The following is a 25,884-nucleotide window of genomic DNA, read 5'->3' as shown; positions in this document are numbered from 1 at the left end:
GATAAGAAATAATAGGGTAAAAAATTTTTAAAAAAGAAATGCACTTCACATTTTTCATTACATTCTGAAGAGAACTTGGTTAATGATTGGTCTTGCTCATCGCTAATAACATAATGCTGAATTTACCAAAAATGGAATTTATTAAAGCAAATGAAAATATACAACGACGTCTGGAAATTCTGCCTTTCCTTATGTGAGTATCCTGTCAGCATGACAATATGCCCACTCTCATGCAAGAGCAGGCATATTTTTTCAGAATATATTTATTTGGACGTTCTACGCTGCGTATAAATCGCATCCATCACAAAAATTGCCAGCGCTACCCAAATAAAGGCGAAAGTCACCATCTTATCGGCTCCCGGTTTTTCACCATAAAACGTCACTGCCAACAGGAACATTAGCGTCGGCCCAATGTACTGGAAAAAGCCTAATGTTGAGAGTCGTAAGCGTGTAGCTGCTGCGGTAAAACATAACAGTGGCACGGTGGTGACAATACCGGCGGCGATCAGCAGTAAATTCAGCGACATCGGGTTTTGCCCCATATGGCTGGTTGAGCTGTCGGCAATAGCAAACAGGTAAATCGCCGCCACGGGCAGCAGCCACATGGTTTCGATTAACATGCCGGTTTGCGCTTCAACGGCAATTTTCTTGCGTACCAGGCCGTAGAAGGCAAAACTAAACGCCAGCCCCAGCGCGATGATTGGCAGCGAACCAAAAGTCCAGAGCTGGACCAATACACCACATATCGCCAGAATCACCGCCAGCCATTGCATCCGGCGGAATCGCTCGCCGAGGAAAATCATCCCCAGCACAATGTTCACCAGCGGGTTAATAAAGTAACCAAGGCTCGCTTCCAGCATATGGTGATTGTTCACCGCCCAGATAAACAGTAGCCAGTTGCCACCAATCAGCACGGCAGAGACGGCCAGCATGAAGATTTTCTTTGGTGTCTGAATCAGCGTTTTTAAATAGGACCACTGGCGGCAAATGCTCATCAGCACCACCATAAAGAAAAACGACCAGATCACGCGATGCGTCAGGATCTCATCGGCGGGCACGTAGTAAATCAGCTTGAAGTACGCTGGCGCAATACCCCAAATAAAATAAGCGGCAAGAGCGAGTAATACGCCCTGCCGCGTTTGTTTGGTGTCCATTGGCAAAACTCATTTTTTATGGGTAAAAGCAGTTTACCTGCTTTTACGTTATCAACCTACCATATAGGTGGCGGTGGCACTGGCTATATAAAGCTGTTCTTCATTGTGTAATTCAACGCGGGCGACGGCGACTTTATTGCCCGCACGCAACAGACTACTGGTAGCAGTAAAACGCTCACCCCTGCCTGGGCGCAGATAATCGACGCGAAGATCAATGGTCCCCATTCGCGATAGCCGCTGGCGTAGTTCATCTTCACTGATGGTTTCGTGGCGGGTTAAGGTACTTCCCACGCACACCAGACCGGCGGCGACATCCAGCGCCGACGCAATGACCCCGCCGTGCAAAATGCTTTGCGCCCAGTTACCCACCATCATTGGCTGATTTTTAAAGGCCAGCTGTGCGAACTCTTTTTCGTAACGCTCCAGTTCCATCCCCAATGCGCGGTTAAATGGCATGTGATAAACAAACATCTCACCCACTAATTTCAGGGCTTGTTCAGCGGTCAGTACGGCAGACATATCATCCTTACACTTCATTAGTTAATGAAATGTTGATTTTATGCTTCTTTTTTGTTGGTTTCTACTTTAGGAAGGGATAACTAACGGCAAAGGAGTTAAGTATGTAAAATAGCCCGCAGAAAAATATTCATCTAATCAATAATTCGTTACGGAGAACACGACCGATGCGGACTCTGCAGGGCTGGTTGTTGCCGGTGTTTATGTTGCCAATGGCAGTGTATGCGCAAGAGGCAACGGTAAAAGAGGTGCATGACGCGCCTGCGGTGCGTGGCAGTATTATTGCGAATATGCTGCAGGAGCATGACAATCCTTTCACGCTCTATCCTTATGACACCAACTACCTCATCTACACCCAAACCAGCGATCTGAATAAAGAAGCGATTGCCAGTTATGACTGGGCGGAAAACGCGCGTAAGGATGAAGTGAAATTCCAGTTGAGCCTGGCATTTCCGCTGTGGCGCGGAATCTTGGGGCCAAATTCGGTGTTGGGGGCTTCTTACACGCAAAAATCCTGGTGGCAACTGTCCAATAGCGAAGAGTCTTCACCGTTTCGTGAAACCAACTACGAACCGCAATTGTTCCTTGGTTTTGCCACAGATTACCGCTTTGCTGGCTGGACGCTGCGCGATGTGGAGATGGGTTATAACCACGACTCTAACGGGCGTTCAGACCCGACTTCCCGCAGCTGGAACCGCCTTTATACCCGTCTGATGGCAGAAAACGGTAACTGGCTGGTAGAGGTGAAGCCGTGGTATGTGGTGGGGAATACTGACGATAACCCAGATATCACCAAATATATGGGTTACTACCAGCTTAAAATCGGCTATCACCTGGGTGATGCGGTGCTGAGTGCGAAAGGACAGTACAACTGGAACACCGGTTACGGTGGTGCGGAGTTAGGCTTAAGTTACCCGATCACCAGGCATGTGCGCCTTTATACCCAGGTTTACAGCGGTTATGGCGAATCGCTCATCGACTATAACTTTAACCAGACCCGTGTGGGTGTGGGGGTTATGCTGAACGACTTGTTCTAATGTGAGTTGATTGAAAGGCAAAACTGGAATCCAGCATCCAGGATTACCCTCTCAGAGACTAAAAGCATTGCAGTTTCTCGCGCAGGCGCTGAAAATAGCGCCTGTTTTTATTTCAGGCAATCGGGGTTAATGTGGCGCAGGCGGAAGTGTTGAATCTGGAGTCCGGGGCTAAACAGGTTTTACAAGAAACCTTTGGCTACCAACAGTTTCGCCCCGGCCAGGAAGAGATTATCGACACCGTACTTTCCGGTCGCGATTGCCTGGTCGTCATGCCCACTGGTGGCGGAAAATCCCTTTGCTATCAAATTCCTGCCTTACTGCTAAACGGTCTTACCGTGGTTGTTTCACCACTGATTTCGTTGATGAAAGATCAGGTGGATCAGCTACAGGCCAACGGCGTGGCGGCGGCGTGCCTTAACTCGACGCAAACCCGCGAGCAGCAGCTTGAAGTAATGACAGGCTGCCGCACCGGGCAAATCCGCCTGCTGTATATCGCGCCGGAACGCCTGATGCTGGATAACTTCCTTGAGCATCTGGCGCACTGGAATCCGGTGTTATTAGCCGTTGATGAAGCGCACTGTATCTCCCAATGGGGCCACGATTTCCGCCCGGAATACGCTGCCCTCGGTCAGCTGCGTCAGCGTTTTCCGACGCTGCCGTTTATGGCGCTGACTGCCACCGCCGACGACACCACGCGGCAGGATATCGTGCGCCTGCTGGGGCTGAACGATCCGCTGATTCAAATCAGCAGTTTTGACCGTCCGAATATTCGCTACATGCTGATGGAGAAGTTCAAACCTCTCGATCAGCTGATGCGCTACGTGCAGGAACAACGCGGTAAGTCGGGGATTATTTACTGTAATAGTCGTGCGAAAGTAGAAGACACCGCCGCGCGTCTGCAAAGCAAGGGTATCAGCGCAGCGGCTTATCACGCCGGGCTTGAAAACGATGTCCGTGCGGACGTGCAGGAAAAATTCCAGCGCGATGACCTGCAAATTGTGGTGGCGACGGTAGCGTTCGGCATGGGCATCAACAAGCCTAACGTCCGCTTCGTGGTTCACTTTGATATTCCACGCAATATCGAATCCTATTATCAGGAAACCGGTCGCGCCGGGCGTGATGGCCTGCCCGCGGAAGCGATGCTGTTTTACGATCCGGCCGATATGGCGTGGCTGCGCCGTTGCCTGGAAGAAAAACCGCAGGGGCAGTTGCAGGATATCGAACGTCATAAACTCAATGCGATGGGCGCGTTTGCTGAGGCGCAAACCTGTCGTCGTCTGGTGCTGCTGAATTACTTTGGCGAAGGGCGGCAGGAGCCGTGCGGGAACTGCGATATCTGTCTCGATCCGCCAAAACAGTACGATGGTTCAACCGATGCGCAGATTGCGCTTTCCACCATTGGTCGTGTGAATCAGCGTTTTGGTATGGGCTATGTAGTGGAAGTGATTCGCGGTGCGAATAACCAGCGAATCCGCGACTATGGTCATGACAAACTGAAAGTCTACGGCATGGGCCGCGATAAAAGTCATGAGCACTGGGTGAGCGTAATCCGCCAGTTGATTCATCTCGGTCTGGTGACGCAAAACATCGCCCAGCATTCGGCATTACAACTGACAGAAGCCGCACGCCCGGTGTTGCGCGGCGAATCCTCTTTACAACTTGCCGTGCCGCGTATTGTGGCGCTCAAACCGAAAGCGATGCAGAAATCGTTCGGTGGCAATTACGATCGCAAACTGTTCGCCAAATTACGCAAACTGCGTAAATCGATTGCCGATGAAAGCAATGTCCCGCCGTACGTGGTGTTTAACGACGCGACCTTGATTGAGATGGCGGAACAGATGCCAATCACCGCCAGCGAAATGCTCAGCGTTAACGGCGTTGGGATGCGCAAGCTGGAACGCTTTGGCAAACCGTTTATGGCGCTGATTCGTGCGCATGTCGATGGCGATGACGAAGAGTAGTCAGCAGCATAAAAAAGTGCCAGGATGAAGACTCCGTAAACGATTTCCCCGCGAGTCAATTGTATGTTGATGTTATTCCTCACCGTCGCCATGGTGCACATTGTGGCGCTTATGAGCCCCGGTCCCGATTTCTTTTTTGTCTCCCAGACTGCCGTTAGCCGTTCGCGCAAAGAAGCGATGATGGGCGTGCTGGGCATTACCTGCGGCGTAATGGTCTGGGCAGGGATCGCGTTGCTTGGCCTGCATTTGATTATCGAAAAAATGGCCTGGCTGCATACGCTGATTATGGTGGGCGGTGGCCTGTATCTCTGCTGGATGGGTTATCAGATGCTGCGTAGCGCACTGAAAAAAGAGGTCGTTTCTGCGCCTGCGCCACAGGTAGAACTGGCAAAAAGCGGGCGCAGTTTCCTGAAAGGCTTACTGACCAATCTCGCCAATCCGAAAGCGATTATCTACTTTGGTTCGGTATTCTCGCTGTTTGTCGGCGATAACGTCGGCACTACTGAGCGCTGGGGCATTTTCGCGTTGATTATTATCGAAACACTGGCGTGGTTTACCGTCGTTGCCAGCCTGTTTGCCCTGCCGCAAATGCGCCGTGGTTATCAACGTCTGGCGAAGTGGATTGATGGTTTTGCCGGGGCGTTATTTGCCGGATTTGGTATTCATTTGATTATTTCGCGTTGATGCCAGACGCGTCATCAGAGTAAGTCGGATAAGGCGTTTACGCCGCATCCGACATTATTTTTCACGCATGTCTCGCCGATGCTAACAGCGCTCCCACCAGCATAAACAACGAGCCGAAAATCTTATTCAATGCCTTCATCTGTTTCGGCCCTTTTATCCATAACGCGATCCGTTGGGCGAGGGTGGCGTAACCGATCATCACAATAATATCGACCACAATGGTGGTGACGCCGAGCACTACATACTGCATAACTTGCGGCTGTTGCGGCATGATGAATTGTGGAAAAAGTGCTGCCAGAAACACAATACTTTTGGGATTGGTGAGATTCACAAACACTGCGCGTTGGAACAAATGTCGGCGCGATTGGGTTGAGGCCAGCGATTTAAGATCAATTGCGCCAGCAGCACGCCACTGCTGGATACCCAGCCAAATCAAATAAGCTGCTCCTGCCCACTTCAACACTTCAAACGCAATCACTGAGCGGGAAAATAGCGTACCCAACCCCACACCAACCAGCACAATATGAATCGCCAGTCCGGTCTGAAGCCCAGCAATAGACGCCATCGCACCACGATAACCGTGGTTGAGCGAGGTGGTCATGGTGTTGATTGCACCAGAGCCTGGCGACAGGCTTAAAATGATTGATGTTAGCAGGTAGGCAAACCACCATTCTAAGGTCATGATGAACTCCCGGTGTGTCTATTTTTGTGCCACAATACGCTACTGTCGCAGCGTTGTGTCAGACACGCTTAAAAAAACGATTTTACGTGGTTTAAGAGGCAGATTACCCGATGTTTCAGCAGCAAAAAGACTGGGAAACAAGAGAAAACGCGTTTGCTGCTTTTACCATGGGACCGCTGACTGATTTCTGGCGTCAGCGTGATGAAGCAGAGTTTACTGGTGTAGATGACATTCCGGTGCGCTTTGTCCGTTTTCGCGCACAGCACCATGACCGGGTGATAGTCATCTGCCCGGGGCGTATTGAGAGCTACGTAAAATATGCGGAACTGGCCTACGACCTGTTCCATTTGGGGTTTGATGTCTTAATCATCGACCATCGCGGGCAGGGACGTTCCGGTCGCCTGTTAGCCGATCCGCATCTTGGGCATGTTAATCGCTTTAATGATTATGTTGATGATCTGGCGGCATTCTGGCAACAGGAGGTCCAGCCCGGTCCGTGGCGTAAGCGCTATATACTGGCACATTCGATGGGCGGTGCGATCTCCACGTTATTTCTGCAACGCCATCCAGGTGTATGTGACGCCATTGCGCTAACTGCGCCAATGTTTGGGATCGTGATTCGTATGCCGTCATTTATGGCGCGGCAGATCCTTAACTGGGCCGAAGCACATCCACGTTTCCGTGATGGCTATGCAATAGGCACCGGGCGCTGGCGCGCGTTGCCGTTTGCTATCAACGTACTGACCCACAGCAGACAGCGATATCGACGTAACTTACGCTTCTATGCTGATGACCCAACGATTCGCGTCGGTGGGCCGACCTACCATTGGGTACGCGAAAGTATTCTGGCTGGCGAACAGGTGTTAGCCGGTGCGGGTGATGACGCCACGCCAACGCTTCTCTTGCAGGCTGAAGAGGAACGCGTGGTGGATAACCGCATGCACGACCGTTTTTGTGAACTCCGCACCGCTGCGGGCCATCCTGTCGAAGGGGGACGACCGCTGGTAATTAAAGGTGCGTACCATGAGATCCTTTTTGAAAAGGACGCAATGCGCTCAGTCGCGCTCCACGCCATTGTTGATTTTTTCAACAGGCATAACTCACCCAGCGGAAACCGCTCTACAGAGGTTTAAATTTCTTATGTACCAGGTTGTTGCGTCTGATTTAGATGGCACGTTACTTTCTCCCGACCATACGTTATCCCCTTACGCCAAAGAAACTCTGAAGCTCCTCACCGCGCGCGGCATTAACTTTGTGTTTGCGACCGGTCGCCACCACGTTGATGTGGGGCAAATTCGCGATAATCTGGAGATTAAGTCTTACATGATTACCTCCAATGGCGCGCGCGTTCATGATCTGGATGGCAATCTGATTTTTGCTCATAACCTGGATCGCGACATTGCCAGCGATCTGTTTGGCGTGGTCAACGACAACCCGGACATCATTACTAACGTTTATCGCGACGACGAATGGTTTATGAATCGCCACCGCCCGGAAGAGATGCGCTTTTTTAAAGAAGCGGTGTTCAAATATGCGCTGTATGAGCCAGGATTACTGGATCCGGAAGGCGTCAGCAAAGTGTTCTTCACCTGTGATTCTCATGAACAACTGCTGCCGCTGGAACAGGCAATCAACGCTCGTTGGGGCGATCGCGTCAACGTCAGCTTCTCTACCCTAACTTGTCTGGAAGTGATGGCGGGCGGCGTTTCAAAAGGCCATGCCCTGGAAGCGGTGGCGAAGAAACTGGGCTACAGTCTGAAAGATTGTATTGCCTTTGGTGACGGGATGAACGACGCCGAAATGCTGTCGATGGCAGGTAAAGGCTGCATTATGGGCAGTGCGCACCAGCGTCTGAAAGATCTGCATCCGGAGCTGGAAGTGATTGGTACTAATGCCGACGATGCGGTGCCGCATTATCTGCGTAAACTCTATTTATCGTAATTGTTCTTTATTTGGTCAGTTGTCAACCTGATACTTCGCTACAATGGATACTCGTTAATCAAAGAGTTTTCCATTGTGGCGCTACTTATCATCACCACGATTCTGTGGGCCTTCTCCTTTAGCTTTTATGGCGAGTACCTTGCGGGGCACGTCGATAGCTATTTTGCAGTGCTGGTGCGCGTTGGCCTGGCGGCACTCGTGTTTCTGCCGTTTCTGCGTACCCGTGGCAATAGCCTGAAAACGGTCGGTCTGTATATGCTGGTGGGCGCGATGCAGCTTGGCGTGATGTATATGCTGAGTTTTCGCGCCTATCTCTACCTGACGGTCTCCGAGCTGTTGCTGTTCACCGTACTGACGCCGCTCTACATCACGCTGATTTATGACATCATGAGTAAGCGCCGTCTGCGCTGGGGCTATGCTTTTAGCGCCTTGTTGGCGGTGATTGGTGCCGGAATTATTCGCTATGATCAGGTCACCGACCACTTCTGGACTGGCCTGCTGCTGGTGCAACTCTCCAATATCACTTTTGCTATCGGCATGGTGGGTTACAAACGCCTGATGGAAACTCGTCCGATGCCACAGCATAACGCCTTTGTGTGGTTCTATCTTGGCGCGTTTCTGGTGGCAGTGATTGCATGGTTTTTGCTGGGAAATGCGCAGAAAATGCCGCAAACCACGCTGCAATGGGGCATTCTGGTGTTTCTTGGCGTGGTGGCCTCCGGGATTGGCTACTTTATGTGGAACTACGGCGCGACTCAGGTGGACGCCGGAACGCTGGGCATTATGAATAATATGCACGTTCCGGCAGGGCTGTTGGTTAACCTGGCTATCTGGCACCAACAGCCGCACTGGCCAACGTTTATTACAGGCGCGCTGGTGATCCTGGCCTCACTGTGGGTGCATCGTAAGTGGGTCGCTCCGCGCTCTTCACAAACGGCAGATGATCGCAGGCGTGATTGCGCGCTGAGCGAATAAACGCTTCTGTAATCGGCTGACGCTGCTCGCCATCGCGCACGGCGGCGTACAGTCGGCTCCACAAGCCTTCGCCCAGGGTTTTGGTGACCACCAGACCCTGGCGTTCAAAACTCTCCACCACCCAGTGCGGTAGCGCAGCGATGCCCATCCGTGCGGCAACCATCTGAATCAACAACAAGGTGTTATCGACGCTTTTCAGTGACGGGCTAACGCCTGCGGGCTGAAGAAAATGCCGCCAGACATCCAGTCGGCTACGCTGCACCGGATAAATTAACAGCGTCTCGCTGGCGAGATCTTCCGGCGTGATTCGCGTTTTTGTCGCCAGTGGATGGTCAGGTGCCAACACCAGACGCACTTCATAATCGAACATCGGCGAATAATGCAGGCCACTGCGTGGCAGAATATCGGAGGTCATCACCAGATCCAGCTCACCCTGCTGCAACGCGGGCTGCGGGTCAAACGTCACGCCCGATTTAAAATCCATCTCCACCTGCGGCCAGTTCTTATGGAAATTTTCTAACGCGGGCGTCAGCCACTGAATACAGCTATGGCACTCAATGGCAATGCGCAGGCGCGTCTGCTGCGGTTCATTGCAGGCTTGCAGTGCCTGGCTGATTTGCGGCAGCACCTGATTCGCCAGTTGCAACAGGATTTCTCCCTGCGGTGTAAACCGAAGCGGCTGGCTTTTACGCACAAATAGCCGGAAGCCAAGGCGTTGTTCCAGATCGCTAAACTGGTGAGACAGGGCGGATTGCGTTTGATGCAACGTCGCCGCAGCGGCTGCGAGTGAGCCGCAGTTCCGCAACGCTTGTAGCGTTTTCAGGTGTTTTACTTCGATCATGAAAGTCCTTCACTTCGGCATGAATAATTTGCGCTTGAGGAATATACAGTAACCGCCAATTATGGATGTGTAAACATCTGGACGGCTAAAATCCTTCGTCTTTTAAATTTATGGTGCGTTGGCTGCGTTTCTTCACCCCGGTCACTTACTTCAGTAAGCTCCCGGGGATGAATAAACTTGCCGCCTTCCCTAAATTCAAAATCCATAGGATTTACATATAATTAGAGGAAGAAAAATGACAATATTGAATCACACCCTCGGTTTCCCTCGCGTTGGCCTGCGTCGCGAGCTGAAAAAAGCGCAAGAGAGTTATTGGGCGGGGAACTCCACGCGTGAAGAACTGCTGGCGGTAGGGCGTGAACTGCGTGCTCGTCACTGGGATCAACAAAAGCAAGCGGGTATCGACCTGCTGCCGGTGGGCGATTTTGCCTGGTACGATCATGTACTGACCACCAGTCTGCTGCTGGGTAACGTTCCGGCGCGTCACCAGAACAAAGATGGTTCGGTAGATATCGACACTCTGTTCCGTATTGGTCGTGGACGTGCACCGACTGGCGAACCTGCGGCGGCAGCGGAAATGACCAAATGGTTTAACACCAACTATCACTACATGGTGCCGGAGTTCGTTAAAGGCCAACAGTTCAAACTGACCTGGACGCAGCTGCTGGAGGAAGTGGACGAGGCGCTGGCGCTGGGCCACAAGGTCAAGCCCGTGCTGCTGGGACCGGTTACCTACCTGTGGCTGGGTAAAGTGAAAGGTGAACAGTTTGATCGCCTGAGCCTGCTGAGCGACATTCTGCCGGTTTATCAGCAAGTGTTGGCAGAACTGGCAAAACGTGGCATTGAGTGGGTACAGATCGACGAACCCGCGCTGGTGCTGGAACTGCCGCAGGCGTGGCTGGACGCCTATAAACCCGCTTACGACGCGCTCCAGGGCCAGGTGAAACTGCTGCTGACTACCTATTTTGAAGGCGTAACGCCAAACCTCGACACCATTACTGCGCTGCCTGTTCAGGGTCTGCATGTCGATCTCGTACATGGTAAAGATGACGTTGCTGAACTGCACAAGCGTCTGCCTTCTGACTGGCTGCTATCTGCTGGTCTTATCAATGGTCGTAACGTCTGGCGCGCCGATCTTACCGAGAAATATGCGCAAATTAAGGACATTGTCGGCAAACGTGATTTGTGGGTGGCATCTTCCTGCTCATTGCTGCACAGCCCTATCGACCTGAGCGTGGAAACGCGTCTTGATGCAGAAGTGAAAAGCTGGTTTGCCTTCGCCCTGCAAAAATGCCATGAACTGGCATTGCTGCGCGATGCGCTGAACAGTGGTGACACGGCAGCTCTGGCAGAGTGGAGTGCACCGATTCAGGCGCGTCGTCACTCTACTCGTGTACATAATCCGGCAGTAGAAAAGCGTCTGGCGGCGATCACCGCCCAGGACAGTCAGCGTGCGAATGTCTATGAAGTGCGTGCTGAAGCCCAGCGTGCGCGTTTTAAACTGCCCGCGTGGCCGACCACCACGATTGGCTCTTTCCCGCAAACCACAGAAATCCGTACCCTGCGTCTGGATTTCAAAAAGGGTAATCTCGACGCCAACAACTATCGTACGGGCATTGCAGAACATATCAAGCAGGCCATTGTTGAGCAGGAACGTCTGGGTCTGGATGTGCTGGTGCATGGTGAGGCCGAGCGTAATGACATGGTGGAATACTTTGGTGAGCACCTCGACGGTTTTGTCTTTACACAAAACGGTTGGGTACAGAGCTACGGTTCCCGCTGCGTGAAACCGCCGATTGTCATTGGTGACGTTAGCCGCCCGGCACCGATTACCGTGGAGTGGGCAAAGTATGCGCAATCGCTGACCGACAAACCGGTGAAAGGGATGCTGACTGGCCCGGTGACCATTCTCTGCTGGTCGTTCCCGCGTGAAGATGTCAGCCGTGAAACCATCGCCAAACAAATTGCGCTGGCGCTGCGTGATGAAGTGGCCGATCTGGAAGCCGCTGGAATTGGCATCATTCAGATTGACGAACCGGCATTGCGCGAAGGTTTACCACTGCGTCGCAGCGACTGGGATGCCTATCTCCAGTGGGGCGTGGAGGCTTTCCGTATCAACGCTGCCGTAGCGAAAGATGACACGCAAATCCACACTCACATGTGTTACTGCGAGTTCAACGACATCATGGATTCGATTGCGGCGCTGGATGCTGACGTCATCACAATCGAAACCTCGCGTTCCGACATGGAGTTGCTGGAGTCGTTTGAAGAGTTTGATTATCCAAATGAAATTGGTCCAGGCGTCTATGACATTCACTCGCCAAACGTACCGAGCGTGGAATGGATTGAGTCCCTGCTGAAGAAAGCGGCAAAACGCATTCCGGCAGAGCGTCTGTGGGTTAACCCGGACTGTGGTTTGAAAACGCGCGGCTGGCCAGAAACCCGCGCGGCACTGGCGAACATGGTGCAGGCGGCGCAGAATTTGCGTCGGGGATGATGAGTATTAACGAGTCATTGTAAATTGCAGCACAATAATGGCTTCCAACACCGGAAGCCATTTTGCTATGTATGCCAGGTATGATGTGGATCTTCAGGAACAGAAAATTAATTGCGGATTTCTTAAATATTCTATGCACCACTGACAGGCTTTGCCCATACCATCGGAACGAGCGGCAAGAAATAACTTGGTGGCGTGTTTATGTTCGCGCATTGGCTTTTTAAGCAATTTACCGCTGTTCAATAACGGCAATGCCAGATGATGTGGAATATAACCAATACCGACGTTTTGTTCTATTAAGGCGATTGCCGTAGCGAAGTCAGGAACAAAAATCGGTTTTTGTCCTTCCAACAGCCAGGCTTGCATCGGGGGGAAGTTAACGGAGGTATCGCGGATACAAACCGCTGGATAATGACGCAATTCACTGTTTTCTAATGGATGCCGCTTCGCTGCCAGTGGGTGGAGTGGGCTGACGACAAAATCCCATTCCATTTGTCCGACCGGTTCGCTAATGATGCCTTCACTGCTTGGCACTGCATGAGGAGCACCGTAGACCAGATCAGCACGCTTACTGTACAGCGCATCCCAGCAGCCGTTGTATACCTCAAGATCTACCGTCAGTGTTGTTGATGTGAATTGCCGTTCAAAATCTCGAATAAATGCCACCAGCAAATCACCAGGAATAATATTGTTCACCGCAATTGTCAGTTCACGTTCAATACCATCGTGAATCAGCACTGTGTTGCGCTTTAATGCTTCCAGGTCGCCCAGAATAGTTTTGCTATGTTCGATGAAGTAACTCCCCGCCGGAGATAATTCAATATAGCGTCCCTTACGAATGAACAGTTCAACGCCTAGGCTCTCTTCCACTTTCTTGATGGTGTAACTGATGGCGGAAGGGACTTTATTTAACTGTTCGGCTGCGGTGGTAATGCTCTGGTGTCTGGCGACCAGATGAATAACACGAAGCGTTTCGTCTGAGATGAACATAAGGCTCCCTGGTCAGTGGTAAAGTGGCTGAATCTCTCCAGATTCAGCCGTAATCATTGCCTGAGTATACCCAGGAATTAGCGGCGTTGACTTGCCCGACTGAGAATCGCATACGCGATACATGCCACCAGAATCGAGTCTACCGAAGGGATTGTCGTCAGGGTGAATAAGCCTTTTACGGTCATAAAGCCAACCGCTGCACCTATGATCCATGCTGCGAATGTCAGCACTTTGATCTGTGACTCCTGGGCTAACACTGACTCTTGATAGCCATTACGGCGATAAAGGAAAAAGTCAGCGATATAAATTCCGGCAACGGGTGGCGTGGCGATACCCAGGAACAGCAGAAACGGAATAAACCACGCCATAATATCCAGACTGCCTACGATGGCGGAAAGGATACCCAGCGCCACGGTAATCTGCCATTTGGGAAAGTGGGTAAGCAGTGTGGAAACCACCAGCGTGCCCTGGAACATATTGCCCGCGTTACCGGTGACGCAGGCGAAAATCAACAACAGCGCCGCGGGCAGAACCGCACCGAATACCGCCATCGCACCCAGTAAAGATCCCTGACCACTAATGGCGCTCGGCGTTGCTCCCGCCCAGTAGAGCAGAGGGTAGGCAACCAGAAACGTCACGCCTGCGGCAATCAGCGCATGTTTGCGGTTATGCACAAAACTACCGAAATCAGGCAGTGTGGCAACCAGCACAATAATGGTGCCAACAACGGTGGAAACAGCGACACCCGTATTCATCTCCACAATCACCGCTGGTGCTGCCACTTCGGTATGGGTTGCCACATAGAGGATGTAACACAGCACCAGCGCGATAACCGGCACGGCAACCTGGGCAATTTTTCCCAGAACGGCAAAACCAAATGCTGTAGAGGCGACAAAAATGACACAGCCAGCAGCCACTAACAGTGCTAGTGGAACTTCCAGTCCATGTTGAGCCAGTAAGTCATGTACCGAATGACCAAACATATTGGCGGTAACGGCAATCCAGCCGAACAGACTTATCGCCATCAAAATGTTAATGGCGATGGCCCCTTTTTCGCCAAACGAATATTTCACAATGCCATACGTTGGCAGGCGGGCTTTTTCTCCCACGCTAATGGTGATGGCTGAAAGTAAGGTCAGAATGACGCCGCCTAACAATACGACGCTAATTAAACTGCCGCTGGAAAGTTGATTGCCGAGGCTTGAGGATGACAACAGCACAGGTGTGACGGCAATACCCAGTAAAATCATGGCAATACGCAATCCTGATGCTGTATTCAGATTCTCTTCTTTTTTACGCATAGTATGTTCCCTTTAAAAATGCGCGTTACACAGTATGAAAATGCCCGGTGTATTTGCGCCAGCTACCCAGTTCTGTAATTTCCCGTTGGCCTTCGGTCAGCCAGTTTTCTGCCAGTACGCCCAGCACTTCGCTACCATCGGCAAGTTTGATTTTGCCAATTGCCAGCCCAGCGGGTTCGCTCATTAACAGAGCGGCAAAACTGGTCAGTGGTAATTGCCAAATTTCTACGTCGACGTGTGTTCCTCCTTCATTCACGCGAATCATTCCCGGATGACGATCGTTAATACTCCACAACCTGTAATGGGCGTCAGTTCGGTCTTCACGGACAAAAATGCCGCCCGCTTTTTGCATATTTGGGTTGAGTTCCAGGCCACGCATCAGCGTTCCGTTAACGGCTAAAAGTGTTGTAGTCATTGAGTTCTCCAGAGAATTAAAGGGTTATCCATGTGCCGCTCTGATGCGAAAGGGCTGCTTTTATGGTTTGCGGTGAAGTAATCAGGCCGCTGGCCTGTTTGCCTTGTTGTTGGCTGGCATTGATGAAATCAACAATGGCTTCCACTTTGGGCTGCATACTGCCGACACCAAACTGACCTTCCCGTAACAGCGTTTGCGCTTCGGCAACGCTGATAGCGTCGAGCCACTGTTGTTGTGGTGTACCAAAGTTAATCGCCACTTTTTCTACACCGGTGGGGATCACCAGCAGATCTGCGCCTAACTGACTGGCGAGCAGCGCGGAGGCCAGATCTTTATCGATCACGGCTTCCACACCTTTCAGTTGTTGTCCGTCTCGCACCACCGGAATACCGCCACCGCCGCAGGCAATAACCAGATATCCCTGGCGCACCAGGTGAGCGATGGTGTCGTGCTCAATAATTTCCAGTGGCGCAGGAGAGGGAACTGTACGCCGCCAACCACGCCCGGCGTCCTCCATCAGCGTCCAGCCGAGTTGCTGTTGGCGTTGTAGGGCCGTTGCTTCATCGAGAAACGCGCCAATCGGTTTACTGGGGCTGGTGAAAGCATCGTCATGTGGGCAGACTCGCGTTTGTGTCACCAGCGCAATTACCGGTTTGTTTATGCCACGGCGAGCCAATTCGTTATGCAGCGCTTTCTGGAACATGTAGCCAATTGCACCTTGTGTATCACCCACGGCGTAATCAAGTGGAACCGGAGAAACTTCGTTACTGGCGAGTTCAGAGCGGCGCAGAATAAAGCCCACCTGCGGGCCATTACCGTGGGTAAGCACCAGGTCCCATCCGGCTTCAACCATATCAACGATATGCTGCACGCTTTCCATCACTGCAACATATTGATCGGGAATACTATTGCGTTGCTCGTCCTGAATGAGCGCATTGCCGCCAACTGCGACAACAGCCAGTGGCTTAACCATGATGGTTCTCCTTTGCGACGATCTCAGACAGTGCACGTACAGCGGCGACAAAACAGGCCATCGGCGCAGTGGTGATCCCGGCACCAATTTGCCCGACCCCCGCTTGTTTGTGGGCGATACCCGTATTGATGACCGGTAAAATGCCGCGATCGGTCACTTTACGCGCATCAATCCCTGCTGCGGTGGGGGCAAAATTGAGGGCAGGAAGTGTAAATGCGGGGTTACCACCGAGGGTGATTGCTTGCATCCTACGGCTGTTATTGGTGGCATCGGCAGGGGTGCCTCCCACAAATTTGACGATCGCTGGAGATGACGCCATCGCGAAGCCACCCACACCTGCGGTTTCGGTAATTGCGCTATCACCCAGGTCAGCAGCGGCATCGTCGACGCCAAATCCGGGGAAGAACAGACCTTCAACTGCATTGGCAGGAGCCTGGAACCAGCGATCGCCAGTACCGGAAAGCCGAATACCAAAATTCACCCCGTTACGCGCCATCACCGTAACCATTGAACTGAACGGTACATTGGCGGCGGCATCCATCATCGCTTTACAGGCAGCCATCGACAGATTGAGGAAGAAGTGATCGTTACTGGTGATAAATGCCACGACGCGCTGGATATGTTCCTGTGGAATAGAGCAGGCCAGCAATGCCGGGAGCAGGCGCTTAATCAGCAAACCGGTAGCGGCAGCATTGCGGTTATGAACTTCATCCCCCATATGCAGCGCCTGCGCCATTAATGGCTTGAGTTCCAGCTCGCCGTGTTGTGCGATTGCTGCTTTCATTGCCGGTGCCAGTTCATCGCGCATCCAGGCCAGACGATTGAGAACTTCATCGTTATTGGCACCAAAACGGAGAACCTTACCCAGACCTTCATTGAAATTGCTAAAAGTACGGTGGCCGTTGGTTTTGTTTTCTACCACCCATAACGGCATCGACGGGCTGATGATGCCTGCCATTGGTCCAACCGCGTGATAATGATGACAAGGGGCAAGGTCGATTTCGCCTGTGTTTATCTGGTTTTCAGCGTCTTGCTGGCTGGTGGCCCAACCTTCGTACAGCATGGCACCAATAATCGCCCCTTTTACCGGACCACACATCTCTTCCCAGGCAATCGGCGGGCCAGAGTGCAAAATACGTTTTTGTTCAGCCATTGCTGGAATGGCCTCTTTAGCGAGCATGACATCCACCAGCACGGGTTGTGCTTCGAGATAACGTGTCATGGCGATTTGATTGGCATTTTCTACTAGTGGATGACGTAGCAACGATGCCAGATCCAATCCAGCGTCAATATCGCCTTGTGCTGGTGGCTGCCAGTTGAGTGCAATTGCGCTTCCCCCGGCATGTTGAATATTGTCAGCAAAACTGTGTAGTCCCGCGTTCACGACCTTCAAAGGCTGATTAAATAAGGTATTCATGCGTTTAGCCCCTTTTTCTGCAACTGAGTCTGCGCAACGGCGCTGGCCCATAGCGCCGCCTGTGCATTGCTGCTGGCAATGATGATGCCCGCATTTTGTAGTGCGCTTATCTGCTGACTGCGTATTTGCGGATCAGCTTCCGTTCCGCAAACGTGCGCAATCAGCAACGGTGCGTTATTCATGTCGATGTGTGAAAGTTGGTCCAGTAATTCGCTGGCAGGCGTAGCGGAAGCGCCATAACCAAGTACCAGGTCGAATAACACGACGGCAGTGTGTGAGTCGTTGAGTTCGTTGAGCAGACGTTGATTGCGCAGAGTCGGGTCGATCATTGGATGCGGTTTGCCACGGGTGAAATCATCGTCGCCCATATCGATCAGCGTGTGACCTTTGCTTTGCCAGATATTTGCCAGAGTACGATTACCCGCAACTGGCGTATTGGAGGCGGCGCTGAATCCCTTTTGCTGGCAGATAAGTTGCGCTTCGTAACAGAAGGTTCCTCCGGCGAAAACACCGCGTATCGCCTGGCGATGGGCTGGCAGACGCTGGCAGGCGTTTTGTAACATTGTGAGATCGTCGCAGGAAATCTCGGTCTCGACAGTCGGAAGTGGCTGATCATTCAGTACTGCCACGGCGATATTTGCGGCGCTGGCAAGTGTGGCGGCAGCGGTGATATTGGGACGTGCCAGATCATGCGGATTCGCACCGAGGAAATTCACCACCACGGGTTTTCCACAAGCCTCGGCGCGCTCCAGAATAGCCCGGGCAACGATCGGTGAAGGCGGTTTTGAAATAAGCACAATCACGCGAGTTTCATCGTCTTGCGCCAGCGCATCTAAAGCGAAGAGCATCGATATTCCACCAATCTCTTCACTGAGATCATGCCCGCCTGTTCCCAACGCCTGAGAAATACCCGCTCCGAGCTGGTCGATTCGGCAAGTCACTTCCTGTAGCCCGGTGCCTGACGCGCCAATAACACCAATTGCTCCGCGTTTCACCACATTAGCGAAGCCTAACGGAATGCCGTTAACAATGGCGGTTCCACAATCAGGTCCCATTACGATGCGCTGACGTTCTCGGGCAAGTGTTTTGATGGATTTTTCCTGCCCGATACTGACGTTATCGCTGAACATCATCACGTTCATTCCGAGGTTTAACGCTTTAATTGCTTCGGCGGCGGCGTAGTCTCCCGGTACAGAAATGAGTGCCAGGTTGGCTTCGGTGTCGGCTTCCAGTGCCATTTCCAGGCTGACATTTTCCGGTGTTTTAATGCCACTATCCGTTTCATCATCGGGTTTGCTGGTCAGACGTTGCTGGGCCAGTATCAGTGCTTCATTGCAAATATCTTCTTCACCCATGACTGCAATCACTAAATCATTGGGACTGGCGTTGATTTCGTTACCCAGACCCGCATCGCGCAATTGTTCGAGATTATTGGGTGTTCCCATGACGACCGAGGCCTGTTGAATACCGGGCAACTTACTGATTTGCGCGGAAATCTGCATCAGAGAAACCGAGTCCTGATAAAGATTGCTGAAAACTTTATATTTAACTTTCATGCTGTTACGCCTGTTTTATTCCGCCCGATAGCAAAATTCGGGCAAAGCATCCCCGTGTAGCGCCATAAATGGGCTACGGGAGAAAAGGTTGAAATCAATTCATGGTGTTCAGGGTTCGAAAGCCATGCAGCATTCCTGCAAGGCAATCTACTCCTGACGTTGCGCCAAATTGCATGACCTGTTCTGCACAGGATGCGATTGTCATTTCCGATGCGCCCCCAACCAGTTGTGCGAGTAACTGGCAAATCGGTTCTGAAAAATGCCCCTGAAGCGCACGCTCCAGATAATGACGACTGATATCCGTGGTGTTGTGCGCATGTTGATCAATTGCCTGCTGCAACCGGTATTGATGATCGGCAAGTGTTGCAGGGAGTTGCCATAACCAGAGCGCTGCCAGATAGCCCAACAAATAGTCATCTCCATCGGGCGTTAAGCCTTTACCAAAGCCGATCAGTTGTGGCACCTGGCGTTCCAGTGCATCTGGATGTTCCATAATCGCTAATCCCTGGTGCGTGAGACTATCCGGCAGGTGCAATGTGCTTTGAACGTTATGCTCCAGACAAAATAAAAGCCGTTGCGATGCCATCGTTGGGTAGTGCTGGAAAACCAAAGGGAATGCCTCAAGTGTCAGCATTCCCCCCACAAATGGCGGTTGCCAAAGTGTTGTGTTATGAAGCACCACGCAAAAGCGAGGTGTTTGTAACAAGCCTGGGGTTAACTGAATGGGATCTGAATGGGCAATCTCTCTTCGCCAGTCCCAATTCTCAGGCAGGTTGACTCTGGCGGCATCAGGGAGATTCAGATACGTTTGCGCACACAACAGAGTGATGAATGTTCCCGCTTCTGAATACAGATTTACCGCATGTTTAAAAGCACTATGCAGACGTAAATCTTGCGTTTCATTTTGCGGGAAAAGATATCCCAACGATGATGCGCAAAGCGTCACCTGTACCATCGGCGTTAGCCTTCCAGACCTGCAATAATGGCTTTGGAATCACTCACCCAACCGAAAATGGCACCTTGTGCTTTGATCATCTCGAGGGCATATTTCTGGAATTCCGGGAAATATGAGCCGACACAATCTTCCGGGATAATGCATTCATAGCCACGGTCATTTGCTTCGCGCACGGTGGTGGTTACGCAAACTTCGGTTGTTACACCACAAACTATCAGCGTCTTGATACCGTGGTTTTGCAAAATCAGATGTAAGTCGGTTTGATAAAAAGCGCCTTTACCGGGCTTATCAATCACCGGTTCGCCTGTCACTGGGTACAGTTCAGGAATGATGTCATGACCCGCTTCACCTCTGACCAGAATGCGTCCCATCGGTCCTGGTTCACCAATAAAGGTTTTTCCGCCGCGCGTCAGTTTGGCTGGCGGGCAGTCGCTTAAGTCTGCACGATGGCCTTCACGAGTATGAATAACCATAATTCCTTTTTGACGTGCGGCTGCCAGCACCTCTGTACATGGTGCGATAGCCGTGCGTACCAGTGAAACATCATTGCCCAGTGCCTCACCGAAGCCCCCTGCTTCGACAAAGTCACGCTGCATGTCGATCATGACCAGTGCAGTTGTGCGCGGATCAAAAGGTAATTCAAAGGGTTGAGCCTGAAAAATGGATTGCGTCATGGTAAATCTCCTGTCTGATGTTTAAACGATCCAGTTGTTCTGAGAGCGAGTATTCAGGAGAAAAGCGGCATAAAACAGGAAAAAAGTTTGCCGCACAGCAACGAAATTTTTGCATTCAACAGGTGGTGTGATGACGAATGTGAAGGGAGTCAAAGAGTGGCATACAGCAACAAATTTTTTGATGCTGTATGGTTTTGAGATTAAAAAAATCGTTGAAATTGTGTGAGCTTAATCATCAGATTTAGCGGCTATGGCGTTACTTTTTAACACCATACTGCTTAAACCACTCCAGCATTCGCTGCCAGCCATCTTTCGCAGATTCGGCATGATAGCTCGGGCGATAATCGGCGTTGAATGCATGCCCGGCATCCGGGTAGACGATAATCTCTGCTTTCGCATTAGCAGCCCGCAGCGCCTGGCGCATGGTTTCAACGCTCTCCTGCGGAATGCTGTTATCCTGGCCGCCATATAAGCCGAGAACCGGAGCGTTAAGATCGGTTGCGATATCAACAGGTTGTTTCGGTGAATTCAGCGTCTTATCGCCGGTTAATTTGCCGTACCATGCCACCGCTGCTTTCAGTTGTGGATTATGCGCAGCATACAGCCAGGTGATGCGCCCACCCCAGCAAAATCCGGTGATCATTAAGCGATGAACATCGCCGCCGTTGCGTGACGCCCAACTGGCGACATGATCGAGATCGGCCAGCACCTGCGAGTCAGGCACTTTTGCTACCAGACCGCTAAGCAGCGTAGGGATATCGGCAAAATCATTCGGATCGCCTTCGCGGAAGTAAAGTTCAGGTGCGATAGCCAGATACCCCTCCAGCGCCAGACGGCGACAAATATCGCGGATATGTTCATGCACGCCAAAAATTTCCTGCACTACAATGACCACTGGTAGTAGGCCATCGCTCTGCTTTGGTCTGGCATGGTAAGCAGGCATGTTATCCCCTTGTGAAGGGATAGAGGTGATGCCTGCTACAATCGCGTCATCCGGGGTCTGAACGATGGTCGAAGCGAGAGGTGATGCAGCAGGTGCAAATCCAGATTGTTGTGTTGTTGCCATGGTATTCTCCGTACCCTTATAAAAATGTTGCGCAATGTTAACTATAGTCAGCATGCAACAAATCACATTGCCTGAATCGGCTCATCTTTTATGCAGTCATGCAGAATGAAGAGTGATTTATGTGATTCGCATCACTTTTGCTGGGTAAATTTATGCAACGCATTTGCATCAAGGTGATGAGTGTCACGAAAAAATGTTAAACCCTTCGGTAAAGTGTCTTTTTGCTTCTTCTGACTAAACCGATTCACAGAGGAGTTGTATATGTCCAAGTCTGATGTTTTTCATCTCGGCCTCACTAAAAACGATTTACAAGGGGCTACGCTTGCCATCGTCCCTGGCGACCCGGATCGTGTGGAAAAGATCGCCGCGCTGATGGATAAGCCGGTTAAGCTGGCATCTCACCGCGAATTCACCACCTGGCGTGCAGAGCTGGATGGTAAACCTGTTATCGTCTGCTCTACCGGTATCGGCGGCCCGTCTACCTCTATTGCGGTTGAAGAGCTGGCACAGCTGGGCATTCGCACCTTCCTGCGTATCGGTACAACGGGCGCTATCCAGCCGCATATCAATGTCGGCGATGTGCTGGTGACCACGGCGTCTGTTCGTCTGGATGGCGCGAGCCTGCACTTCGCTCCGCTGGAGTTCCCGGCTGTCGCAGATTTCGAATGTACGACCGCGCTGGTTGAAGCGGCGAAGTCAATTGGTGCCACCACTCACGTTGGTGTGACGGCTTCTTCTGATACCTTCTACCCGGGTCAGGAACGTTACGATACTTACTCTGGTCGTGTAGTCCGTCACTTTAAAGGTTCTATGGAAGAGTGGCAGGCGATGGGCGTAATGAACTATGAAATGGAATCTGCAACCCTGCTGACCATGTGTGCAAGCCAGGGCCTGCGTGCGGGTATGGTGGCGGGCGTTATCGTCAATCGTACCCAGCAAGAGATCCCGAATGCTGAGACGATGAAACAAACCGAAAGCCAGGCGGTGAAAATCGTGGTGGAAGCGGCGCGTCGTCTGCTGAAATAAAAAACGCTCCCTGGCTTAGGGGAGCATTCCGATTGTTGTTAACGTGTCCTTTGTTCATACCGGATGCGGCGTGATCGCCTTATCCGGCCTACAAAAGCATGCAAATTCAATATATTGCATTTCTGTGGTAGGCCTGATAAGCGCAGCGCATCAGGCAATTTAGCGTTTGTCATCAGTCTCATACTCCCCAACGTCGGGGAGCGATATCAATTACTGACGCCGTAAGCGCATAATTTTGCGTATTATTGGCGTCAGTAGCGTAAAGGCTGCCAGTGTCAGCAATGCCAGGGTTATCGGTCGGGTATACAGGAAGTCGAGTGACCCCCCTGAAAGCGACAGCGCACGGCGAAAATTACTTTCCGCCATTGGCCCCATAATCAATGCCAGCACTACGGGTGATGCCGGATATCCCCCTTTTTGCATGAAATAGCCCACCACGCCTGCAATCAGCATAATGCCAACATCAAACAGGCTATTGTTCAACGCATAAGTCCCGACCACACAAAGTGCGAGGATCATCGGTGTGAGAATATTGCCGGGAATTTTCACCACGTTACCGATGACTTTCAAAGAGAGCAGTCCAAGAACTAGCAGCATGAAGTAACAGAAGATCATGCCGACAAATAACGTATAAACCATATCGCCGTGGTCGGTAAACATCAGTGGGCCTGGCTGCATCCCTTGTAACGTTAACGCGCCCAGCATGATGGCAGTTACCGCATCGCCTGGGATCCCCAACGTCAGCATAGGTAACAATGCGCCACCGGTGCAGCCATTCGCGCCTGCCTCACAGGAGGCCACCGCCTTAATCTCACCCTTACCAAAGTTTTCAGGCGTCTTACTGAAACGACGAGTTTCGTTATAGGCAACAAAAGCTGCAATATCTGCCCCCGCACCGGGGATCATGCCGATAAAAACCCCTAATCCTGATGAGCGCAAAATGGTTAATGCGATGCGGCGTAGCGTTTGCCAGGGCAGTAACAGACTGCCGATAGCCACGTTCGCGCTCTGACGAATATGCTGATTTTGTTCCATAGAACGGAACGCTTCTGAAGCAGCAAACAGACCAATCATCACCGGGATAAATGGCACATTCATCAGTTCCACAAACCCGCCCGTAAAGCGTGGAAAACCGCCCATCGGATCGAGGCCTATCGTTGCGATCATTAATCCGCCAATCCCGGCGATCAGCCCTTTAATCAGCGACTCACCGGAAATACTGGCAATAATGCTCAGTCCGAAGGTTGCCAGGGCGAAGGACTCCGAGGCACTAAATTTCAACGCCCAACTAGCAAGGACCGGAGAGAGAAACATCAATACGATAATGCTGAGCGTTCCACCGCTAAAAGAAGAGAACGTGGCGGCACTTAATGCCAGCCCGGCTTTTCCCTGCTTCGTTAACTCATAACCGTCAATGGCGGTGGCAGCGGCGGCAGGTGTACCGGGAATTTTGAGCAAAATTGCGGTGATAGAACCACCATACACACCACCAAAAAAGACACCGCAAATCATCAACAAGCCAGAAACAGGCTCCATGCCGTAGGTGAAAGGCAGCAAAATCGCCACACCCATGGTCGCTGTCAGGCCAGGCAGAGCGCCAATCATAATACCCAGCATCACTCCAAACGTGGCAAACAGCAGCGCCTGAGGATTACTGAGTAATGTCGAAAACCCCTGAGTTAAAAGTTCACTTTCAAACATTGCAGGCCCCTGTTATTCGAAAAATGTGCCGACAGGCAATGGCACCTGTAACGCTTCGACAAACAGCAACCAGAGGATTGCCGTTAACAGCAGCGCAATACCCGGAGTGAGTACCCATCGCCTGTAGCCCATCAACGTCATAATGACGATGAGGAAAACAGGAGTAGTAACGAGATAACCGCAGTAGCTCATCGCCACAATATAAAACGCGGTTGCCGCAATTCCTGTTGCCGTTTTCCTTAATGCCGGTTTTTCCTGTGCGTTGGCGCAAGGGACTGGTTTTGCCAGCAAAAGATCGCGTATCACCAGTAAGACAGCGAGCACAATCAGAGCGCAGGCATAGAAAGTAGGGAAGGCACTTGCACCGGGATCCGTTTCAATGGCAGTTGCTGGAAAATCAGCGGCATTAATTATCACCGCGCCAGCAACCACACAAAGTAACAGCGCCACCACCACAGTGGATGAAAGGCGCTTGCGGTGCGGTACGGCGAGTTGAGCAACAGACTGTTTTGTGTTCATCGACCGTACCTCGGGATTATTTTTTCAGGCCCAGGCGAGTCAGAAGCTCGTCAAAGTACTTTTCCTGCTCGTTGATTTGGGTCTGGAAGCTGGCACCATCAAGCCATGCATAGTTGAGATTCAACTTTTGCAGTGCATCCTGGAATGCAGGCTCTTCAGCCGTCTCTTTTGCTGCCTTTGCCAGCACATCCACCACATCCTGCGGCGTTTTTTGCGACACAATCAGGCCGCGCCAGGTGCCGATGGAGAGATCAACGCCTTTCTCTTTTAACGTCGGGACGTCAGGCATGGTTTTCATACGTTCATCCGCCATCACTACCAGTGTCTTCAGCTTGCCGCCTTTCACATGATTGATAACTTCACCTGGGCTTACGGAAACCGCTTCAATATGCCCGCCTAACAGGCCTGTAATGGCAGGGGCTGCGCCGTCATACGGGACATGAGAAAACTTCACGCCCGTTTTGTCTTCCAGTGCAGCTGCCGCCAGATGCCAGATTGCTCCGGTGCCTGAGTTACCAATGCGTACTTTTCCGGGATTCGCTTTGGCGTAAGTCATAAATTCTTCATAGCTATTCCACGGCGCATCGGCACGGACGGTGATAGCCGCCGGATCCGCATTCAGACGGGCAATGGGTTTAAAGTCGCTGGTTTTAAAACGCACCATTCCGAGGCTGGGAAGGGTGGTCAGTTCAACCGTGCCTAAACCCATTTTGTAACCGTTAGGGCGGGCAGCGGCGATTTCACTCAGGCCGATAGCGCCGCCACCGCCAGGTTTATTGATAACCCCGATGCTGACGGGTAAATGGTTTTTGGCGGCATCAGCAAAGGCTCGGGCAACCAGGTCCGTACCGCCTCCGGCCGCGTAGGGTACGACTAACTCGATTTGTTTGGTTGGCCAGGAGGCCGCCTGTACAGGCGCAGTGCTGAGGGCAGCGCCGGCAAGAAGTACCATTGCAGCCATTTTTTTCGGTAAGGTAAGATGTTTTATCATTGCTTTTATATC

The 25,884-nt window shown here is 51.7% G+C and carries 24 protein-coding genes; 8 read left to right on the top strand and 16 right to left on the bottom strand.

Going from position 1 to position 25,884, the window contains the following annotated elements; all coding sequences use genetic code 11:
* Positions 1-263 precede the first annotated feature (263 nt).
* Positions 264-1,154, bottom strand: a complete 891-nt coding sequence (rarD, locus tag BGE37_RS19005) for an EamA family transporter RarD (protein ID WP_000379995.1) — start codon at positions 1,152-1,154, stop codon at positions 264-266.
* A 51-nt stretch (positions 1,155-1,205) separates the two neighbouring features.
* A complete protein-coding gene (yigI, locus tag BGE37_RS19000) occupies positions 1,206-1,673 on the bottom strand; it encodes an acyl-CoA thioesterase YigI (protein WP_001277142.1) in 468 nt (155 codons plus the stop codon).
* 164 nt (positions 1,674-1,837) lie between these two features.
* On the opposite strand from yigI, the gene pldA reads away from it, so the two are divergent.
* The 3 genes from pldA (at position 1,838) to rhtC (ending at position 5,352) form a co-directional block, all read left to right on the top strand.
* Complete coding sequence (gene pldA / locus BGE37_RS18995) at positions 1,838-2,707, top strand: phospholipase A (protein WP_001259701.1); 870 nt, start codon at positions 1,838-1,840, stop codon at positions 2,705-2,707.
* A 131-nt stretch (positions 2,708-2,838) separates the two neighbouring features.
* Positions 2,839-4,668, top strand: coding sequence for an ATP-dependent DNA helicase RecQ (gene recQ, locus BGE37_RS18990; protein ID WP_000035580.1), 1,830 nt, complete (start codon positions 2,839-2,841; stop codon positions 4,666-4,668).
* A gap of 63 nt (positions 4,669-4,731) precedes the next feature.
* Complete coding sequence (gene rhtC / locus BGE37_RS18985) at positions 4,732-5,352, top strand: threonine export protein RhtC (protein ID WP_000928844.1); 621 nt, start codon at positions 4,732-4,734, stop codon at positions 5,350-5,352.
* A 61-nt stretch (positions 5,353-5,413) separates the two neighbouring features.
* Here the strand turns inward: rhtC and rhtB are convergent, their stop codons facing one another.
* The gene (rhtB, locus tag BGE37_RS18980; RefSeq protein WP_000171697.1) at positions 5,414-6,034 is read right to left on the bottom strand and encodes a homoserine/homoserine lactone efflux protein; all 621 of its coding nucleotides are present in this window, start codon (positions 6,032-6,034) and stop codon (positions 5,414-5,416) included.
* A gap of 110 nt (positions 6,035-6,144) precedes the next feature.
* On the opposite strand from rhtB, the gene pldB reads away from it, so the two are divergent.
* The 3 genes from pldB (at position 6,145) to bioP (ending at position 8,950) form a co-directional block, all read left to right on the top strand.
* Complete coding sequence (gene pldB / locus BGE37_RS18975) at positions 6,145-7,167, top strand: lysophospholipase L2 (protein WP_000487644.1); 1,023 nt, start codon at positions 6,145-6,147, stop codon at positions 7,165-7,167.
* Positions 7,168-7,174: 7 nt separating this feature from the next.
* Complete coding sequence (gene yigL / locus BGE37_RS18970) at positions 7,175-7,975, top strand: sugar/pyridoxal phosphate phosphatase YigL (RefSeq protein WP_105288331.1); 801 nt, start codon at positions 7,175-7,177, stop codon at positions 7,973-7,975.
* A gap of 75 nt (positions 7,976-8,050) precedes the next feature.
* On the top strand, positions 8,051-8,950 hold the full coding sequence (gene bioP / locus BGE37_RS18965) for a biotin transporter (protein WP_072646052.1): 900 nt from the start codon (positions 8,051-8,053) through the stop codon (positions 8,948-8,950).
* On the opposite strand, the gene metR is transcribed toward bioP, so the two are convergent.
* Complete coding sequence (metR, locus tag BGE37_RS18960) at positions 8,838-9,791, bottom strand: HTH-type transcriptional regulator MetR (protein WP_000573627.1); 954 nt, start codon at positions 9,789-9,791, stop codon at positions 8,838-8,840. The genes bioP and metR overlap by 113 nt on opposite strands.
* Positions 9,792-10,026: 235 nt before the next feature.
* Between metR and metE the strand changes: the two genes are divergently transcribed.
* Complete coding sequence (gene metE, locus BGE37_RS18955) at positions 10,027-12,288, top strand: 5-methyltetrahydropteroyltriglutamate--homocysteine S-methyltransferase (protein ID WP_105288330.1); 2,262 nt, start codon at positions 10,027-10,029, stop codon at positions 12,286-12,288.
* A 93-nt stretch (positions 12,289-12,381) separates the two neighbouring features.
* Here the strand turns inward: metE and BGE37_RS18950 are convergent, their stop codons facing one another.
* The 9 genes from BGE37_RS18950 to BGE37_RS18910 form a co-directional block, all read right to left on the bottom strand.
* Entirely contained in the window at positions 12,382-13,278 is an 897-nt protein-coding gene (locus BGE37_RS18950; protein ID WP_105271949.1) for a LysR substrate-binding domain-containing protein, read from the bottom strand.
* A 77-nt stretch (positions 13,279-13,355) separates the two neighbouring features.
* The gene (locus BGE37_RS18945) at positions 13,356-14,579 is read right to left on the bottom strand and encodes a cytosine permease (protein ID WP_105288329.1); all 1,224 of its coding nucleotides are present in this window, start codon (positions 14,577-14,579) and stop codon (positions 13,356-13,358) included.
* Between the two features lie 25 nt (positions 14,580-14,604).
* Positions 14,605-14,994, bottom strand: coding sequence for an allophanate hydrolase-related protein (locus tag BGE37_RS18940; protein ID WP_105288328.1), 390 nt, complete (start codon positions 14,992-14,994; stop codon positions 14,605-14,607).
* Between the two features lie 16 nt (positions 14,995-15,010).
* Complete coding sequence (gene arcC / locus BGE37_RS18935) at positions 15,011-15,967, bottom strand: carbamate kinase (RefSeq protein ID WP_046082706.1); 957 nt, start codon at positions 15,965-15,967, stop codon at positions 15,011-15,013.
* Positions 15,960-17,384, bottom strand: coding sequence for a DUF1116 domain-containing protein (locus BGE37_RS18930; RefSeq protein WP_105288327.1), 1,425 nt, complete (start codon positions 17,382-17,384; stop codon positions 15,960-15,962). The genes arcC and BGE37_RS18930 overlap by 8 nt, the downstream gene beginning before the upstream one ends.
* The gene (gene fdrA, locus BGE37_RS18925; RefSeq protein ID WP_105288326.1) at positions 17,381-18,940 is read right to left on the bottom strand and encodes an acyl-CoA synthetase FdrA; all 1,560 of its coding nucleotides are present in this window, start codon (positions 18,938-18,940) and stop codon (positions 17,381-17,383) included. The genes BGE37_RS18930 and fdrA overlap by 4 nt, the downstream gene beginning before the upstream one ends.
* Positions 18,941-19,034: 94 nt before the next feature.
* On the bottom strand, positions 19,035-19,895 hold the full coding sequence (locus BGE37_RS18920) for a DUF2877 domain-containing protein (RefSeq protein ID WP_046082708.1): 861 nt from the start codon (positions 19,893-19,895) through the stop codon (positions 19,035-19,037).
* 5 nt (positions 19,896-19,900) lie between these two features.
* Complete coding sequence (locus tag BGE37_RS18915; protein ID WP_046082265.1) at positions 19,901-20,569, bottom strand: cysteine hydrolase family protein; 669 nt, start codon at positions 20,567-20,569, stop codon at positions 19,901-19,903.
* 256 nt (positions 20,570-20,825) lie between these two features.
* The gene (locus BGE37_RS18910) at positions 20,826-21,635 is read right to left on the bottom strand and encodes a dienelactone hydrolase family protein (RefSeq protein ID WP_105277614.1); all 810 of its coding nucleotides are present in this window, start codon (positions 21,633-21,635) and stop codon (positions 20,826-20,828) included.
* Positions 21,636-21,896: 261 nt separating this feature from the next.
* On the opposite strand from BGE37_RS18910, the gene udp reads away from it, so the two are divergent.
* Positions 21,897-22,661: a uridine phosphorylase gene (gene udp, locus BGE37_RS18905; RefSeq protein ID WP_000045181.1), complete on the top strand. Its 765-nt coding sequence runs from the start codon at positions 21,897-21,899 to the stop codon at positions 22,659-22,661.
* Between the two features lie 210 nt (positions 22,662-22,871).
* Here the strand turns inward: udp and BGE37_RS18900 are convergent, their stop codons facing one another.
* The 3 genes from BGE37_RS18900 to BGE37_RS18890 are packed head-to-tail and all read right to left on the bottom strand — an operon-like array spanning position 22,872 to position 25,872.
* On the bottom strand, positions 22,872-24,362 hold the full coding sequence (locus BGE37_RS18900; protein ID WP_105288325.1) for a tripartite tricarboxylate transporter permease: 1,491 nt from the start codon (positions 24,360-24,362) through the stop codon (positions 22,872-22,874).
* A gap of 12 nt (positions 24,363-24,374) precedes the next feature.
* Positions 24,375-24,881 carry a tripartite tricarboxylate transporter TctB family protein gene (locus tag BGE37_RS18895; protein WP_105288324.1) on the bottom strand — a complete coding sequence of 169 codons (507 nt, stop codon included), beginning with the start codon at positions 24,879-24,881 and terminating at the stop codon, positions 24,375-24,377.
* 16 nt (positions 24,882-24,897) lie between these two features.
* Entirely contained in the window at positions 24,898-25,872 is a 975-nt protein-coding gene (locus tag BGE37_RS18890; RefSeq protein ID WP_000589812.1) for a Bug family tripartite tricarboxylate transporter substrate binding protein, read from the bottom strand.
* Positions 25,873-25,884: the final 12 nt, after the last annotated feature.

The organism is Escherichia sp. MOD1-EC6300 (assembly GCF_002965045.1).
Lineage (GTDB): Bacteria > Pseudomonadota > Gammaproteobacteria > Enterobacterales > Enterobacteriaceae > Escherichia > Escherichia coli_F.
The sequence above is the reverse complement of the archived record's forward strand: the minus strand, read 5'-3'. Positions and strand labels throughout refer to the sequence as shown.